This is a genomic window from Corynebacterium sp. UMB2355A, from assembly GCF_033877495.1.
GTDB lineage: Bacteria > Actinomycetota > Actinomycetes > Mycobacteriales > Mycobacteriaceae > Corynebacterium > Corynebacterium pseudogenitalium.
Map to the genome: position 1 here is coordinate 2,323,720 of NZ_CP138855.1, position 16,460 is coordinate 2,340,179.

Sequence of the window (16,460 nt, forward strand, 5' to 3'; positions counted from 1 at the left end):
AATGCTGGAACAAACTACCGAGAGCAGGAAGAACATGGCGGAGCTGACGATCTCCTCCGATGAGATCCGTAGCGCGATAGCGAACTACACCTCGAGCTACTCCGCGGAGGCCTCCCGTGAGGAGGTCGGCGTGGTGACTTCGGCTGCAGATGGTATTGCCCAGGTTTCCGGGCTGCCAGGATGCATGACGAATGAGCTGCTCGAGTTTCCGAACGGCGTCATTGGCGTCGCACAGAACCTTGAGACCGATTCGATCGGTGTCGTGGTTCTGGGTAATTTCGAAGACCCTCACCGAGGGCGACCAAGTAAAGCGGACAGGCGAAGTTCTGTCCATCCCGGTTGGGGAGGAATTCCTCGGCCGCGTTATTAACCCACTGGGCCAGCCAATTGACGGCCTTGGTCCAATTGAATCCAACGAAGAGCGCGCACTTGAGCTCCAGGCTGCAGGCGTTCTCGACCGCCAGCCGGTTGAGGAACCAATGCAGACCGGTATCAAGGCTATTGACGCCATGACCCCAATCGGTCGTGGTCAGCGTCAGCTCGTCATTGGTGACCGTAAGACTGGTAAGACTGCAGTCTGCATCGACACCATCCTGAACCAGAAGCACTTCTGGGAAACCGGTGACCCGTCGAAGCAGGTTCGTTGTATTTACGTCGCAGTCGGCCAGAAGGGCTCCACGATCGCCGGTGTTCGTGCAACCCTTGAGCAGCATGGTGCGCTTGAGTACACCACGATCGTGGCTGCTCCTGCATCCGACTCCGCAGGCTTCAAGTGGCTCGCACCGTTCTCCGGTGCAGCACTGGGCCAGCACTGGATGTACCAGGGCAAGCACGTGCTGGTGATTTACGATGACTTGACCAAGCAGGCAGAGGCATACCGCGCCATCTCGTTGCTGCTGCGTCGTCCGCCAGGCCGCGAGGCATACCCAGGTGACGTGTTCTACCTGCACTCTCGTCTGCTGGAGCGTGCTGCGAAGCTCAACGATGAGCTGGGTGCAGGTTCGTTGACCGCACTGCCGATCATCGAGACGAAGGCTAACGACGTGGGTGCGTTCATTCCTACCAACGTCATCTCGATTACAGATGGCCAGGTCTTCCTCCAGTCGGACCTCTTCAACCAGGGTGTTCGCCCAGCTATTGACGTGGGTATCTCCGTGTCCCGTGTCGGTGGCGCTGCGCAGACTAAGGGTATGAAGAAGGTTGCAGGTAACCTGCGTCTCGACCTTGCTGCATACCGTGACCTGGAAGCGTTCGCTGCGTTCGCGTCCGACCTCGATGCAGCTTCGAAGCGCCAGCTCGAGCGCGGTCAGCGTCTCGTAGAGCTCCTCAAGCAGTCGGAGAACGCTCCGCAGCCTGTTGAGTTCCAGATCGTATCTATCTGGCTTGCAAACGAAGGCGCCTTTGACGTCGTTCCCGTCGAAGACGTGCGTCGCTACGAGTTCGAGCTGCAGGAGCACATTCGCTCCGTCGCTCCGGAAGTCTACGAACAGATCTCCGGTGGCGCTGCGCTCGACGATACGAGCAAGCAGACGCTGCTGCGCGTCAATGATGACTTCGCTCGCTCGTTCCAGTCCTCCACCGGTGAGCACATCGTGCGCGAGCCAGAGGCGGATCCGCTGGACAAGCGTGAGGTCAAGAAAAATACCCTTAACGTCGGCCGTCCCAAGAAGTAGTTCTTGGAACAAGACGTAAACGTCTACATATAGGAAGGGAGGAGAGTAAACCATGGCAACACTTCGCGAACTACGTGACCGTATTAGGTCTGTAAACTCCACGAAGAAAATCACTAAAGCCCAGGAGCTGATCGCGACTTCGCAGATCACCAAGGCACAGCAGCGCGTCGAAGCGGCAAAGCCGTATGCCGACGAGCTGAAAGACGTCATGGAACGCCTCGCAGCTGCGAGCTCCCTCGATCACCCCATGCTCCGTGAGCGTGAGAATGGTCGAGTCGCAGCAGTCCTCGTGGTCACATCAGACCGCGGTATGGCCGGCGGGTATAACCACAACGTGTTGAAGAAGGCAGCAGAGCTCGAGCGCATGCTTGAGGAAGCTGGCTACGAAGTCGTCCGCTACATCACGGGCGGTAAGGGCGTAACCCACTACCGTTTCCGCGATATGGAGGTCGAAGGCTCTTGGACCGGTTGGTCCCAGAAGCCTTCGTGGGAAGCGACCCACGACGTTCGTCGCCACCTGATCGACGGCTTCATGGCGAGCTCTGAAGGGACCGCTAAGTGGCGCGAGGGCCTGCACGGCCCTGAGGGTCAGGAGGTTCGTGGCTTCGACCAGGTACACGTGGTGTACACAGAATTTGTGTCGATGTTGACACAAGAAGCCAGGGTGCACCAGTTGCTCCCAATTGAGCCGGTGCTTGAGGATTACGAGTACGAGCAGGAAGACATGCTCACCACAAGCGGGGATGTGCAACCGGACATGGATTTCGAACCTGATGCGGATACGCTGATGGACGAACTGCTTCCGGCGTATGTTTCTCGCTCGCTGTACTCGATTTTCTTGGAGGCATCTGCAGCGGAGTCCGCTTCACGTCGTACGGCGATGAAGAACGCTACGGACAATGCGACCGAATTGGCGAACAACTTGTCCCGTGAGGCTAACCAAGCCCGTCAGGCAAAAATTACCCAGGAAATCACCGAGATTATCGGCGGCGCTGGCGCGCTGTCTGGTAGTGGAGAAAGTGACTAAATCATGACTACTGCTCACTCTTACGACGAGCTCGGCGAGGAGCCAACGGGTCAGGCTCAGAATGAGTCCGATTTCGCTCAGAACCCGGCAGGGTCTGAGAATGGCCGCGTCGTGCGCGTCATCGGCGCAGTCGTCGACGTGGAGTTCCCGCGTGGCGAGCTGCCCGCTTTGTACAACGCGCTTGAGGTTGACATCGACCTCGGCGAAATGTCCCGCACCATCGTGCTTGAGGTAGCCCAGTTCTTGGGTGACAGCCTCGTCCGCACGATCGCCATGGCACCAACCGACGGTCTGGTCCGTGGCGCACAGGTACGCGACTCCGGCAATCCGATCTCCGTTCCGGTTGGCGACCAGGTCAAGGGCCACGTGTTTAACGCGCTTGGTCAGTGCTTGGACGACCCATCGGTCGGTGTCGGTGGTGAGCGTTGGGGCATCCACCGCGAGCCACCAGCGTTCAAGGACTTGGAAGGTAAGACCGAGATCCTTGAGACCGGCATTAAGGTCATCGACCTGCTTACCCCTTACGTGAAGGGTGGCAAGATTGGCCTCTTCGGTGGTGCTGGTGTCGGTAAGACAGTTCTCATCCAGGAGATGATTACGCGTATTGCACGCGAGTTCTCCGGTACCTCCGTGTTCGCCGGCGTCGGCGAACGTACCCGTGAGGGTACGGACCTCTTCCTCGAGATGGAGGACATGGGCGTTCTTCCAGATACGGCCCTTGTTTTCGGCCAGATGGATGAACCGCCAGGGGTTCGTATGCGTGTCGCGCTGTCCGGCCTGACCATGGCGGAGTACTTCCGCGATGTTCAGAACCAGGACGTGCTCCTGTTCATCGATAACATCTTCCGTTTCACCCAGGCTGGTTCTGAGGTTTCGACCCTGCTGGGTCGTATGCCATCGGCCGTGGGCTACCAGCCAACGCTGGCAGACGAGATGGGTGTTCTCCAGGAACGCATTACCTCGACCAAGGGCCGTTCGATTACGTCGCTGCAGGCAGTTTATGTTCCGGCTGACGACTACACCGACCCGGCTCCGGCCACGACCTTCGCTCACCTGGACGCGACGACCGAGCTTTCGCGTTCCATTGCTTCCAAGGGTATTTACCCAGCAGTGGATCCGCTGACCTCGACTTCGCGCATCCTTGAGCCAGGTATCGTTGGCGAGCGTCACTACGAGGTTGCACAGCGAGTTATCGGTATTCTGCAGAAGAACAAGGAACTGCAGGACATCATCGCAATTCTCGGTATGGACGAGCTTTCCGAAGAGGATAAGGTCACGGTTATGCGTGCTCGTAAGATCGAGCGCTTCCTGGGCCAGAACTTCTTCGTCGCTAAGAAGTTCACCGGCGACGAGGGCTCCTACGTACCTCTCGAGGAGACTATCGACGCCTTCGAGAAGCTGTGCAACGGTGAATTCGATGCATACCCAGAGCAGGCATTCAACGGCCTGGGTGGCTTGGATGACGTTGAGGCTGCCTACAAGAAGCTGCAGGGCTAGGAGGCAATAATGGCTGAACTTACCGCTCAATTAGTCTCGGTAGACCGTTTGCTCTGGAAGGGTCCAGCAAGCATCGTGACTGCTCAGACTACCGAAGGTGAGATCGGCATTCTGCCTGGCCACGAACCCATCCTTGGTCAGCTCAAGGACAATGGTGTCGTGACCATCCGCCCAATCGACGGCGAGCGCATCGTCGCCGCCGTCCAGGGTGGGTTCCTTTCCGTGCAAGGTGACAAAGTGACCATTCTTGCGGATTACGCCATCTTCGCCCACGAAGTGAATCGTGATGAAGCTCAGGCAGAGCTTCAGAACATTGATGACGCACTCGCGAAGTCTCGTGCAGAGGCCGAGCTTGCTGCCGTCCGTCGCAGTGAATCTCGCTAACGCGGTCACCGCGTAGGAGGAAGGTAGAGCGCCACGCTCAACCTTGTAAAGCCCCGCTGTTTTAGCAGCGGGGCTTTCCGTTTCTTCGTTGCTTGCACTGGCAGCGAAGGTCGCTAAAATGAAGCGCATACTTTCATCAAGGTCGGTTTGAACGAAGCAGAGGTGCAATGTGATCGTTTTACTGTACGTGGCATTGTTCTTTGTGTTCTTTGTTATTACTGTGTGCGTGTGGCGCTTTTTAATGTTCCGCAACTCCGGCGCGATAGGCCTGTTCCGACAACTCCCGGCCACCGGGGTCCACGGTTGGCGCCACGGTGTGCTGATCTATCACGCGGAGGAGCTCCGTTTTTATAAACTGCGGTCCTTGTCATTCCAGTACGACATGTGCATTGAGCGCACCCAGACCAGCTTCGAGGGAATGCGAGCGCTGAGTCAAGAAGAGCAGTCGTTCATGCCAGGGATTAAGGAAGCCGTACTGCTGCACGGTGCCGATGGCGATATTGAATTCGCGGGCCAGAAGCGCGCGCAGATGGCGTTGATTTCATGGATTGAGTCTGCGCCTGATGAGCGGCAGGAAAAGGTTGATTACGAGGCGCTGCGTCGGCGTGCGCTGCGCGATCGCGGTCGCGATCAGCGCTACTAGCGGGATAATTCCGTACAGAATGACACGACCGGTAGCCTAGTATCCATGCGTCTTGTCATTGCTCGCTGTTCAGTAGATTATGTTGGTCGTCTTGATGCGCATTTGCCGTCTGCGCTTCGCCTTATTTTGATGAAAGCTGACGGGTCTGTGTCGATCCACGCAGATGACCGTGCTTATAAACCACTGAACTGGATGACACCGCCGTGCACGATACGTGAACAAGCCGTCGTGGATATTGATGGGGACGACACGGGGGACGAGTTGTGGATCGTGGAGAACCCAAAAGGCGAACAGCTTCGCATAACGGTCGAGGAGATCGTGTCTGATACCAACGTGGAGCTCGGTGAAGATCCAGGTCTTGTGAAGGACGGAGTGGAAGCGCACCTACAGGAGCTGTTGGCTGAGCATATTTCTACGCTCGGCGATGGGTTTACGCTCGTCCGCCGTGAGTATCCGACGGCGATTGGCCCAGTTGATCTGCTCGCCAAGGATGCAGACGGCAAGACGGTTGCCGTTGAGGTGAAACGCCGGGGAGGGATCGACGGCGTCGAGCAGCTCAGCAGGTATGTTGAACTGCTCAACCGCGATAGCGTACTTCGTCCAGTACAGGGTGTATTCGCTGCGCAGGAGATTAAGCCTCAGGCCCGCACGCTCGCGGAAGATCGTGGTTTTCGCTGTATTGTGCTGGACTATGACGACCTGCGTGGAATTGAATCAGACGAGCTGCGCCTGTTTTAGAGGAGCGATGTAGCAGTGCCGCGAAGAAATCGGCGTCAAAACATCCAGCCGAGCTATATACTCCCGCGGGATGGGTCCACCTTTATCGGCACCCAGGAAATGGAAGGGCCGCGGTGGACGCATGGTGAGATCTACAAAGTGCGTCAGATTGGTTCTTCCGCAGCGCGGAAGTTCTACGTGTGCCCGGGGTGTAGTCAGAACATTCCTCCGGGAGTAGCCCATGTCGTTGCGTGGCCGAAGGAAGTGGGGCGCGGGGCGGATGATCGCCGGCACTGGCATAAACATTGTTGGTCGAGGCGGTAGGGTATGAGGCATGATTGCAGCATTTTCAGTAGCACCAGCCGTCACTGACACGCCGAACGCGGAGATGTCGCAGGCCGTGGCACGCGCCGTGAAAGTAGTTCGTGAATCGGGGCTGCCGAATGAGACGACAGCCATGTTCACCACGGTTGAGGGTGAATGGGACGAAGTCATGGACGTTATTAAGCGTGCGACGCAGGCGGTGGAGGAAGTGTCTCCACGTGTTTCGCTGGTGATTAAGGCGGATATCCGCCGTGGGTTTACAGATATGCTCCACCAGAAGATGGAGTCTTTGAACAAGCATCTTGAGGAGAACTAGGACGTGACAGGACCACAATTTACGGCAGGGGCCGTTGATTTAGCTCAGGTAGCGAAGCAAGCGGAGGCCCGCGAGGAAATGCAGCGCGAGGGGTTTGTCCCAGTATTTACGGTTACTGAGGCAGATTTGGAAGCTAAGGTACTGCAGCGCTCAATGCAGATTCCGGTTGTCGTTCATGTCGGTAGTGCGCGTTCAGCTGATTCCGAGTCGCTACGGGCGACGTTGACCAAGTTGGCTACCGGTCAGCGAGGATTCGCGTACGCATACGTTGATGCTGATGCCACTCCGCAGATCGCGCAGGCGCTTGGTGTACGGATTGTTCCGACCACGCTCGCGCTCGCTGCTGGGCGCCCACTGACGAGCTTCGAGGGGGATCAGTCGGAGGAAGAATTGAAGCCTTGGCTCGAGGCATTGGTGAGCAACGTTGGCAGGCAGTTGCAGGGCCTAGACGAGGAACCCGTTGAGGATGCTGCCCCAGCAGAGGACCCGCGTTTGGAAGAGGCAGCTCGTGCGATGCAGGCAGGTGATTTTGATCAGGCTACGGCTATCTACGATGCGATGCTGAGCGAGGAGCCTGGTAACAAAGAAGTTGCGCAGGCGAAGGCGACGGTGGCCGTCGTCAAGCGGCTTGACCCTGCGAACTTGACGGTTGATCCTATTGCTGATGCTGCGGAGCACCCTGACGATGTCGCGAAACAGCTGGTGGCTGCTGATGCTGAGCTCGTGTCCGGTGCGCCTGAGAAAGCATTCGACCGTCTGTTGGGCTTGATCAAGCAGTCTCCAGAGGCGAAGGAGCGACTGCTCGAGCTCTTCGGGCTTTTTGACGCCGGCGACCCGCGTGTGCTCGCCGCTCGTACGAAGCTTGCGAGTGCTCTGTTCTAGCGTGACATGCAAAAGTCCGGGCCTGCAGGAACTCCTGAGGCCCGGGCTCTAGCGTTCTAGCGGCTCAGCTTGTACAGCTGTGCGCTCATTGCTGGTACGTGCAGCTCGATCGAGTGAGGGAAGTGATCCCACTGAACATCGTCGCTGTGCACAGTGTGTGGCAGGTCGTTGTTGGCACCGCCGTAGACGCCTGCGTCCGTGTTGATGAGTAGCTCCCACTCACCGGCGACCGGCAGGCCGATCCGGTAATTTGGCTGGGAAGCTCCGGACATGTTGATGACGGCCAGCACAGGGTTGCCCTCGGTATCCCACCGGAGGTAGGCGAGGATGTTGTGCTGTGAGTCGTCGCCCTTGACCCACTGGAATCCGGCAGGCACATTGTCCTGCGCGTACAACGCAGGGGTGTCGACGTACACCCGGTTGAGGTCGCGAACCAGTTGTTGGATACCGCGGTGGTACTCGTGGCCCCAGCCGTCAGAAATATTGTCCCAGTTGATTGAGTTCGCTTCGTCCCACTCGGTGGTCTGGCCCCAGTCACAGCCCATGAAGAGGAGCTGCTTGCCTGGGTGGGAGAACATATAGCCGAAGAGCGTGCGAAGGCCGGCGGCCTTGTTCCAGTCATCGCCAGGCATGCGCTGCCAAAGCGAGCCCTTGCCGTGGACTACTTCGTCGTGGCTAAACGGCAGGACGTACTGCTCGGAAAACGCGTAGACCAGTGAGAACGTGATCTCATTGTGGTGGTACGAGCGGTGAATCGGATCGAGGGAGAAGTATTCCAACGTGTCGTTCATCCAGCCCATGTTCCACTTCAGTGAGAAGCCGAGGCCATCGTGTTCCGTCAGCGCGGTCACGCCCGGCCAGGCAGTGGATTCCTCCGCGATGGTCACGATGCCTGGGTGGTTGCGGTGAACCGTTGCGTTCATCTCTTGCAGGAATTGGACGGCGTCCCAGTTTTCGCGCCCACCAAACTGGTTCGGGAGCCATTCGCCAGGCTGGCGGGAGTAATCGAGGTAGAGCATTGATGCGACGGCGTCGACGCGGAGGCCATCGATGTGGAACTCTTCGCACCAGTACAGGGCGTTAGCGACCAGGAAGTTGCGAACTTCGTTGCGCCCGAAGTCGAACACGTAGGTGCCCCAGTCTTTTTGCTCGCCACGGCGCCAGTCGGGGTGCTCGTAGAGGGCGGTGCCGTCGAAGCGGGCGAGTGCCCAGTCATCCTTCGGGAAGTGGGCTGGCACCCAGTCGACGATGACCCCGATGCCTGCTGCGTGTAGGTCGTTGACGAGTGCGCGGAAATCATCTGGAGTTCCCCAACGGGCGGTTGGAGCGTAGTACCCCGTGACCTGGTAGCCCCAAGAGCCACCGAATGGATGCTCGGCTACCGGGAGGAACTCGACATGGGTGAAGCCGTTTTCCATGAGGTACGGTACGAGCTCGTCGCGCATCGTCTGGAAGGTTGCGCCCTTCTTCCATGAGCCGACGTGGCACTCGTAGACGCTCATTGGGGAGTTGGTCGGGTCTGCTTCGCTGCGCTTTTGCGCCCAATCCTCATCTGTCCACTCGAACTCGGAAGGGGCGGCAACCACGGAGACGGTCTCTGGAGGTGTCAGCGTTTGCTTCGCCAGAGGGTCGGCCTTGTCGATGCGACGGCCGTCGGACGTCTGTACTGCAAATTTGTACGTGGTGCCTGCCTCAATGCCCGGGATGAAATCTCCCACACTCCAGTCGAACCGAGGACGCGCATCGGGTACTGGTTTGGGTTCCATGCACAGAAGTCACCGACGACGGCTACGCCCTGTGCGTTCGGGGCCCATACAGCGAACGAGGTACCAGTGACGGTGCCGAGCGTCGTCTCGTAGGTACGGACGTTGGCGCCGAGCACCTCCCAGAGGCGCTCGTGGCGGCCTTCGCTAATCAGGTGCAGGTCGAGCGTGCCGAGTGTAGGCAGGAAGTGATATGCGTCGGCGACGGTCACCGGGTCGCCCTCGGGGTAGTGCACCTTGAAGCGATAGTCGGGCGCAGTGGTGTCGGTCAAGCCGATCGCCCAAATATCGTCGCCGAGGGACTGCATTTGCCGGATCTCATCGTGGATGAGTAGCTCGACGTTCGTTGCGCCCAGGAATCGGGTGCGAATGAGGGAGCCCTCGGGTGTTGCGTGCCATCCGTAGAAGTCGTGCGGTGCGTGGTGCTTGCATTCGAGGAGGCGGTGCCGGTCGTGTGCTGGGATCAGCAGTGCTGGGTTGACTGATTTTGCAGACATAATGATCTTTCTAGCGTCTGTTTGGTCGCGGTTGTTATGGGCGGTAGTCGTGATCTGAAATTTGTCGGAATGCGAGCGCTTCTCGCTTCTGCGGCGCAACATCAGGCAGCTTCAGAATGTGAGCGACGTTGACTTCCGGTGCGAGGCGCACGTAGTTTTCTGATCCCCAGTCGTAGTACGCGTCAGTTACCAAGTCATGGACGGCAAACTGCGCACCATATTCGAGACCAACTGCCGGCGCGTCGAGGTACAGCGTGCCTTCCTGCGCGTTCCATGGGTCAAGATTAACGACGACGAGGACCGCGTTGCCAGAGATCGCATCAACCTTCGAGTATGCGAGGATCTGGTCGTTGTCCACGTGATGGAAGCGAATTTGACGTAGCTGCTGCAGCGCAGGCTGCGCCTTGCGGAAGCGGTTCAGCGAAGTGATGTAAGGCTCTAGAGACTGCCCGTTATCGAGGGCTGTCTGGAAGTCGCGTGGGCGCAGTTCATACTTCTCGGAGTGGTTGTACTCTTCGCTACCTTCTGCGACGGCTTCGCCTTCGAAGAGCTCAAAGCCGGAATATACGCCCCACAATGGGCTCATTGTGGCGGCAAGCGTGGCGCGAATTGCGAACGCGGCTGGACCTCCGTACTGCAGCGAGGCGTGCAAGATGTCAGGCGTGTTCACGAAGAGGTTCGGGCGCGAGACATCCGCGACGTCGACCATGTGCTCAGCGAAGTCGATGAGGTCACTCTTAGATACTTTCCAGGTGAAGTGAGTGTAGGACTGGGAGAACCCTGCCTTCGACAGCCCGTACATCACTGGTGGGCGGGTAAACGCTTCGGCCAAGAAGATGACGTCGGGGTGCGTCTCGTGGACGCGGGTGATCAACCAGTGCCAGAAGTTCACCGGCTTCGTGTGCGGATTGTCCACACGGAACGTTCGGATGCCCAGGTCTACCCAGTACATGACAACCCGGTAAATCTCCTCGTAGACCTTCTCCGGGTTGTTATCGAAGTTGATCGGGTAGATGTCCTGGTACTTTTTCGGCGGGTTCTCGGCGTAAGCAATCGTGCCGTCTTCCAAGATGGTGAAGAAGTCGGGGTGCTCGCTCGCCCAAGGGTGATCCGGCGCAGCCTGCAAGGCCAAATCCAGCGCTACCTCCAATCCGAGTTCGTGCGCATGGTCAAGCATCGCGCAAAACTCTTTCTCACCACCGAGCTGCGGGTGGAAGGCATCGTGCCCACCGTCTCGTGAACCGATCGCCCACGGGGAGCCGACATCACCCTCCTCGGCGACAAGTGTGTTGTCTTTGCCCTTCCGGTTGATCTCACCGATTGGGTGGATAGGAGGGAAGTAGACCGTGTCAAAGCCCATTGCAGCAACGCGATCGAGCGCCTTCGCAGTGGTAGCCCAGGTACCGTGAACCGGGTTGCCTTCATCGTCCCAACCGCCGGTGGAACGCGGGAAGAGCTCGTACCACGAGTTCACCAGCGCATCGCGTCGTTCTACGTAGATATCGCAAATAGGCCCATGGGTGACGAGCTCCCGAAGCGGAAAAGCATTGAGTACTTCGAGTACTTCGTCAGAAATGCCGGCGAGAATTCGTTCAGCCAGTGGCAGCGCGGGATTATCAAGCGCCGCAGCGGCCCGTTCGAGCACCTCGCGGTCTGGGGCCGGAGTCTGCGCAATTGCGGCTTCAAAAAGGTGGATGCCGTGGGCGATGTCGTTCGCCATTTCTTCGGTAGTCTGCCCGGCCTCCAGCTTCTTTGTGACGGCGTTGCGCCACGTCGCCATGACGTCACTCCACGCATCAACGCGGTAGCGCCACAGCCCCTGAGCATCGGGGACAAACACCGCATGGGTGTAGTCCGGGCGGTACGGTTCTTGCTGCATGTGAATGGAGTACTGTTCTCCATTCGGATCCGTAATAACCAAACTTGCAGCGATAGCGTCGTGGCCTTCTCTCCACACCAGGGCAGAGACTGGCACAACCTCACCTACCACCGCCTTTGCCGGAAGAGTTCGCCCGGAAACTTGAGGGCGTACGTCGTCGATACCAAAGCGTGCAACCATGTCGTTTTTGTCCTCACATGTGGCCGATGGAAGTCGGACACACCTATAGGTGTGCTCTTTCTTCTCTCAGACTAGCTAACTCTCGCGTTAAATATCGACATAAGGGTTCGCTTTCATCCGTGGCGATTCTCATACAACGATATGGTTACACTGAGAACTCAGTCGCTTGTTTTTCTATCCACCAAGACGCCGAAGTAGAAAGAAGCCAGAATGGTAGCCGTGAACGAACCAACCACTGATCCAGATCTGCTTATCGACTTCCGAGGAGTCGAGTTTATTCGCGGAGGCAACACGCTTGTTGGCCCTATCGACTGGCAGGTGGAGCTCGACGAACGTTGGGTCATCGTCGGCCCAAATGGCGCCGGCAAGACCACACTGATCCGAATGGCGGCTGCCCAAGAGTTCCCATCGCGCGGCGTCGCATTCGTACTCGGAGAGCGCATCGGTAAAACAGATATGCGTGACCTTCGCGCGGCAATCGGATTGACGTCCTCAGCGATTGCTTCGATGATTCCGCCAAGTGAAAAAGTTGGCGACGTCGTCGTCTCCGCAGGCTACGCGGTCGTCGGGCGTTGGCGCGAACAGTACGAGGACGTCGACTACGAGCAAGCACTCGAAGTCCTGGAACAGGTCGGGGCTATGCACCTTATCGACCGCACGTGGGGAACGCTCTCAGATGGAGAAAAGAAGCGCGTCCTCATCGCCCGCGCGGTCATGATCGACCCAGAACTGCTCATCATGGACGAACCGGCGGCAGGTATGGATCTCGGCGGACGCGAGGACCTCATCGCATACCTCGGCGACCTCGCACTCGACCCCGATGCGCCAGCTATGGTGATGATCACCCACCATCTGGAAGAAATCCCATATGGTTTTACACATGCCTTGCTGCTCGACGAAGGAACAGTGATCGCCCAAGGTCTTATCGAAGACGTATTGACCAGTGAAAACGTCTCTAAGGCGTATCACCAGCCAATCGAAGTGCAGCACGACGACGGCCGGTTCTATGCACGCCGTGCACGAAGCGCACGAAGTGGTGCGCACCGCGCATAACACCACGCGAGGAGGTGGAGCACCGTGTACCGCAAAACCGGCGCATTTTCTGTCGACGCAACAGACGCCGTCGACGCAACGGAAACCAGTGGGTTCAACGGGTCACGCCTGTCTGCCACCGTCATCCTTATCCGCGACACTCCCGACGGAATCAAGGTGTGGATGCAAGAACGAGTCATGAGCATGAAAAACTACCCAGGCATGACGGTTTTTCCCGGAGGTGGCGTCGATAGTCGCGACTTCCCACCCCGCGCCTGGAATGACGGCGACCTGTGGATTGGCAAGTCGGCAGTATCTGTTGCACGAAGGCTCGGCGTAACCAAATACAAGGCACATGCCCTGCTGTTTGCCGCTGTTCGCGAATTGTTCGAAGAAACCGGAACACTGCTCGCCGTTGACGACGAAGGAACCCTACTCGGCGACGCACGTCCTTTCCACGACCAACGGCTCAAACTCGTCTCGCACGAGATCTCACTTACGGACATGCTGCAGGCCAATGAACTCAACGTCTGCAGCGACCTCCTCATCCCGTTTGCACGCTGGGTAGGTTGCTCGCACCGAGGTAACTGGTTCGACACCTTCAGCTTCCTCGCAAAAGCACCCATCGGACAAGAACCAGACGCGGAAACCGGCGAGGCAGACGATGCAAACTGGTTCTCCCCGGAGCTACTCATGGAAGGATGGCGCGCCGGGCTCGTTCGCTTCGTGCCATCAACCTGGGGGCAACTCCAACAGCTGTGCTCCTGCGACACCTTCGAGGATGCGGTCAAACTTGCACGCAACGCCGACATGCGCCCGATCATCGGAGACCCCGCCGATGATCCGCGCTACCACGAGTTTTTCCACCAGCACCCGACAGATAGGATCGGGACGCCCAAATGAGTTTTACTTTGGACGAGGTTGGGTTCCTACGGGACAACCTGCAAAAGATTCTGGCGCTTGGACCGGACCTCGAACTCATTCCAAGTACGCTAATTCGCGACAGAGCCGTACTGGAAAAAGAATTCGGCGATCATGCCCGTGTCGTTTCGGAATTACTCGCTGCGCAGCGCAGCGCCCGTGGGAAGATGCCCGAGTATTGGCTTACCGATAGCGACGCCGCGCAACAAGCAACGCCACAGCTCGTTGCCGAATACAGAGCGCAGCTGATCAAGGATTTCGGAGCAGCCACGGTCCACGACGTGACCTGTTCAGTGGGAAGCGAAGGGGCGTCGATAAGAAAACAACAGCTCTCTTGGATAGGCTCCGATCTTGATCGCGTACGGCTTGCGATGGCTCAAGCAAACCTTGCCGACGCCAACGTGCTCCTCTGCCAAGCCGATGCACTGCAACCCATTAGCCGCGCCGATGTCATCGTGGCTGACCCAGCACGACGCGCCAACGGCCGACGAATCACCGACCCAGCAAAACTCCTACCACCCCTGCCAGACCTCGTGGAAGCACATCGTGGCAGAGAACTCGCAGTAAAGTGTGCACCCGGAATCGACTACAGCGAGTGGAGTGGGCTCGTCAGCGTCGTCTCTCTCGATGGCGGCGTCAAAGAAACCTGCCTGTACACAGAAGGTTTCGGATCCGGCATTCGCGAAGCGGTGGTGCTGCGCGCGGACGGTTCGCGAGAGATAGTGAGGTCGGACGAGCCTGACGACACCACTGTCGCCGAACCAGGTACTTGGATGATCGAGCCCGACGGAGCGATCATCCGCGCCGGGCTAGTTCGCCACTGGGCGCACCGGCACAGCTTGTGGATGGTGGATCCGCACATCGCATTTCTTACGGGTGATGAGCTTCCCGCAGCAACGAGTGGCTTCCGTTTCTTGGAGGCTGTGCCGTTCAAGCGACTTAAGGCAGCACTGGCCAACTACCAAGCGGGGGCGCTTGAGATCCTCGTACGCGGGGTAGACGTCAACCCGGACCAGCTTCGGAAGAAGATGAAGCTGAAAGGGCACCGACAGATGGCGGTACTTATTGCGCGAACAGGCAACAGCCCGACTGCATACATTTGCGAGGCAAGGGAGCATCAGCGCGTAGGGTAGTGCGCATGAAGTATCTCGATCACGCTGCAACTACTCCGATGCGTCAGGTAGCAATCGATGCCTGGGTTGAACACGCAGGTGCGTTGAATCCCGGTGCGCAACACGCGGCGGGACGCCAAGCCAACGCGGTGCTTGCCGATGCAAGAGAACAAGTCGCGGAGTTGCTTGGCGCGGACCCGGTTGAAGTGATTTTCACAGGCTCGGGCACCGAGGCAGACAACATCGCGGTCCGCGGTCTCTACGAAGCCATGCGTGGCAAGCAAGGGGACCGGGTGGTGTGTTCACCGGTTGAGCACTCGGCAGTGCTCGAGACTGTCAAGGCACTAGGAGCACAGCACGTGGATTGGCTCCCGGTAGGCGACGACGGCCACCTGTCGGACCTCGAGGCGCTTGACACTCCGGCAGCTGTGGCCGCAGTGATGTGGGCAAACAATGAGACTGGCGCACTCCAGCCAGTGAAGGAGGTTGTTCGCAGAGCTGCGCTTCAGAACACTCCTGTTCATGTGGATGCTGTGCAGGCCGTTGGAAAGGTCCCCGTTCACTTCCACGACCTCGGTGCTACCACATTGGCAGCGAGCGCACATAAGTTTGGTGGGCCACGCGGAACCGGCCTACTGCTAGCGAAACGCTCGCCGGCGCCGACCGCATCGATTCACGGTGGCGGCCAGGAACGTGGACTGCGACCAGGGACGGTAGACGTGGCCTCTGCCGCTGCAACAGCTGCAGCACTGGCGGAAGCATGCTCTGAGATGGATCGTGAACGCGAACGCGTGAAGGAACTTCGCGATGCACTCGTGGCAGGTGTACAGCGTGAGGTCCCGGACGTGGTGGTAACAACCCAGGAGCCAGCTGTGGAGGGGCATGCCCACTTCATGTTCCGCGGTGCCCACGGGGACGCGATGCTGATGCTGCTCGACTCGTTGGGCATCGCTGTATCAACTGGGTCTACATGCGCAAGTGGTGTGACCCGAATGAGTCATGTGCTTGAGGCGATGGGCGTGGAGGAAGCGCTCGGCTTGGGCGCGCTACGAATTTCGCTGGGGCGAACGAACACACGTGAGGACGTCGACTACTTTGTCCAGAACATCGCCGATGTAGTTGCGAAGGCACGAGCAGCGGGGAACATGTAGATTTCACGCGATAGTGGGCGAGTTAACGTCGACATGTTGGCGTTGTTTGCCGGGCCCGAACCAGTACAAGCATCATGCTGGTTCGGGCCTTTCATACTTTCGACCCAACCCAACGGGGGTAAAACACGGGGGTACCAACTGTTCAACGATCACGAAAAGGTCTGCCTCACGCATCCATAGGGCCTAAGTTTGGCTACACTAGACCATGAAAGGTTTTTGGCATAAAAAGGTTGTGCATTAACAGCGTCGGTGACACGTGTCGAGTGACACATGTCGTGCCTGGTAATCCCGATTTGTTAAGTATTCTCTTACCCACTGTTGCACTAGAGCGCATAATATACGGGTGGGTTGATTGTTGAACACCCATCGACAGGTGTCGGTGGGTTTGTTGAACATGTTGGGTTTGCTGCGATGGTTTCTGAGTGTTTTTTAAGCTATGTGTGCAGGTTGTAGGGCTAGATG

The 16,460-nt window shown here is 58.2% G+C and carries 13 protein-coding genes and 2 pseudogenes; 13 read left to right on the forward strand and 2 right to left on the reverse strand.

The window, feature by feature from the left end; genetic code table 11:
* Position 1 precedes the first annotated feature (1 nt).
* From atpA to R0V12_RS11125, 9 genes and pseudogenes are all read left to right on the forward strand, one after another.
* A pseudogene (gene atpA, locus R0V12_RS11085) lies at positions 2-1,673 on the forward strand (F0F1 ATP synthase subunit alpha).
* Positions 1,674-1,725: 52 nt separating this feature from the next.
* A complete protein-coding gene (locus R0V12_RS11090; RefSeq protein WP_070362612.1) occupies positions 1,726-2,700 on the forward strand; it encodes a F0F1 ATP synthase subunit gamma in 975 nt (324 codons plus the stop codon).
* A 3-nt stretch (positions 2,701-2,703) separates the two neighbouring features.
* Positions 2,704-4,197 (forward strand): F0F1 ATP synthase subunit beta, encoded by a 1,494-nt coding sequence (gene atpD, locus R0V12_RS11095; RefSeq protein ID WP_070362611.1) that lies wholly within the window; start codon positions 2,704-2,706, stop codon positions 4,195-4,197.
* A 9-nt stretch (positions 4,198-4,206) separates the two neighbouring features.
* Positions 4,207-4,581, forward strand: a complete 375-nt coding sequence (locus tag R0V12_RS11100) for a F0F1 ATP synthase subunit epsilon (RefSeq protein ID WP_070362610.1) — start codon at positions 4,207-4,209, stop codon at positions 4,579-4,581.
* 169 nt (positions 4,582-4,750) lie between these two features.
* Positions 4,751-5,224, forward strand: a complete 474-nt coding sequence (locus R0V12_RS11105; protein WP_070362609.1) for a DUF2550 domain-containing protein — start codon at positions 4,751-4,753, stop codon at positions 5,222-5,224.
* 45 nt (positions 5,225-5,269) lie between these two features.
* Positions 5,270-5,962, forward strand: coding sequence for an endonuclease NucS (gene nucS, locus R0V12_RS11110; RefSeq protein ID WP_320072627.1), 693 nt, complete (start codon positions 5,270-5,272; stop codon positions 5,960-5,962).
* 15 nt (positions 5,963-5,977) lie between these two features.
* Positions 5,978-6,265 carry a hypothetical protein gene (locus tag R0V12_RS11115; protein ID WP_413774857.1) on the forward strand — a complete coding sequence of 96 codons (288 nt, stop codon included), beginning with the start codon at positions 5,978-5,980 and terminating at the stop codon, positions 6,263-6,265.
* Between the two features lie 10 nt (positions 6,266-6,275).
* Entirely contained in the window at positions 6,276-6,581 is a 306-nt protein-coding gene (locus R0V12_RS11120) for an MTH1187 family thiamine-binding protein (protein ID WP_070362607.1), read from the forward strand.
* Between the two features lie 3 nt (positions 6,582-6,584).
* Entirely contained in the window at positions 6,585-7,463 is an 879-nt protein-coding gene (locus R0V12_RS11125; protein WP_256021078.1) for a tetratricopeptide repeat protein, read from the forward strand.
* Between the two features lie 56 nt (positions 7,464-7,519).
* Here R0V12_RS11125 and glgB read toward each other — a convergent pair.
* Both glgB and R0V12_RS11135 read right to left on the reverse strand, forming a co-directional pair.
* Positions 7,520-9,723, reverse strand: a pseudogene (gene glgB / locus R0V12_RS11130) (1,4-alpha-glucan branching protein GlgB).
* A gap of 34 nt (positions 9,724-9,757) precedes the next feature.
* A complete protein-coding gene (locus R0V12_RS11135; protein ID WP_070976349.1) occupies positions 9,758-11,782 on the reverse strand; it encodes a maltotransferase domain-containing protein in 2,025 nt (674 codons plus the stop codon).
* Between the two features lie 210 nt (positions 11,783-11,992).
* Between R0V12_RS11135 and R0V12_RS11140 the strand changes: the two genes are divergently transcribed.
* Genes R0V12_RS11140 through R0V12_RS11155 form a run of 4 tightly spaced genes read left to right on the forward strand, consistent with a single transcriptional unit; the run spans position 11,993 to position 15,998 of the window.
* Positions 11,993-12,835: an ABC transporter ATP-binding protein gene (locus tag R0V12_RS11140; RefSeq protein ID WP_070362604.1), complete on the forward strand. Its 843-nt coding sequence runs from the start codon at positions 11,993-11,995 to the stop codon at positions 12,833-12,835.
* A gap of 24 nt (positions 12,836-12,859) precedes the next feature.
* Positions 12,860-13,717, forward strand: coding sequence for an NUDIX hydrolase (locus tag R0V12_RS11145; RefSeq protein WP_256021073.1), 858 nt, complete (start codon positions 12,860-12,862; stop codon positions 13,715-13,717).
* Positions 13,714-14,868: a THUMP-like domain-containing protein gene (locus R0V12_RS11150; protein WP_320072628.1), complete on the forward strand. Its 1,155-nt coding sequence runs from the start codon at positions 13,714-13,716 to the stop codon at positions 14,866-14,868. Before R0V12_RS11145 ends, R0V12_RS11150 begins: the two co-directional genes overlap by 4 nt.
* A 5-nt stretch (positions 14,869-14,873) precedes the next feature.
* Positions 14,874-15,998 (forward strand): cysteine desulfurase family protein, encoded by a 1,125-nt coding sequence (locus R0V12_RS11155; protein ID WP_311474777.1) that lies wholly within the window; start codon positions 14,874-14,876, stop codon positions 15,996-15,998.
* Positions 15,999-16,460: the final 462 nt, after the last annotated feature.

Bases quoted from the DNA above. Each gene is read 5' to 3' on its own strand.
- R0V12_RS11090 (WP_070362612.1), top strand. From the start codon at position 1,726: ATGGCAACACTTCGCGAACTACGTGACCGTATTAGGTCTGTAAACTCC.
- R0V12_RS11155 (WP_311474777.1), top strand. From the start codon at position 14,874: ATGAAGTATCTCGATCACGCTGCAACTACTCCGATGCGTCAGGTAGCA.
- nucS (WP_320072627.1), top strand. From the start codon at position 5,270: ATGCGTCTTGTCATTGCTCGCTGTTCAGTAGATTATGTTGGTCGTCTT.
- R0V12_RS11150 (WP_320072628.1), top strand. From the start codon at position 13,714: ATGAGTTTTACTTTGGACGAGGTTGGGTTCCTACGGGACAACCTGCAA.
- R0V12_RS11120 (WP_070362607.1), top strand. From the start codon at position 6,276: ATGATTGCAGCATTTTCAGTAGCACCAGCCGTCACTGACACGCCGAAC.
- atpD (WP_070362611.1), top strand. From the start codon at position 2,704: ATGACTACTGCTCACTCTTACGACGAGCTCGGCGAGGAGCCAACGGGT.
- R0V12_RS11140 (WP_070362604.1), top strand. From the start codon at position 11,993: ATGGTAGCCGTGAACGAACCAACCACTGATCCAGATCTGCTTATCGAC.
- R0V12_RS11100 (WP_070362610.1), top strand. From the start codon at position 4,207: ATGGCTGAACTTACCGCTCAATTAGTCTCGGTAGACCGTTTGCTCTGG.
- R0V12_RS11135 (WP_070976349.1), bottom strand. From the start codon at position 11,782: ATGGTTGCACGCTTTGGTATCGACGACGTACGCCCTCAAGTTTCCGGG.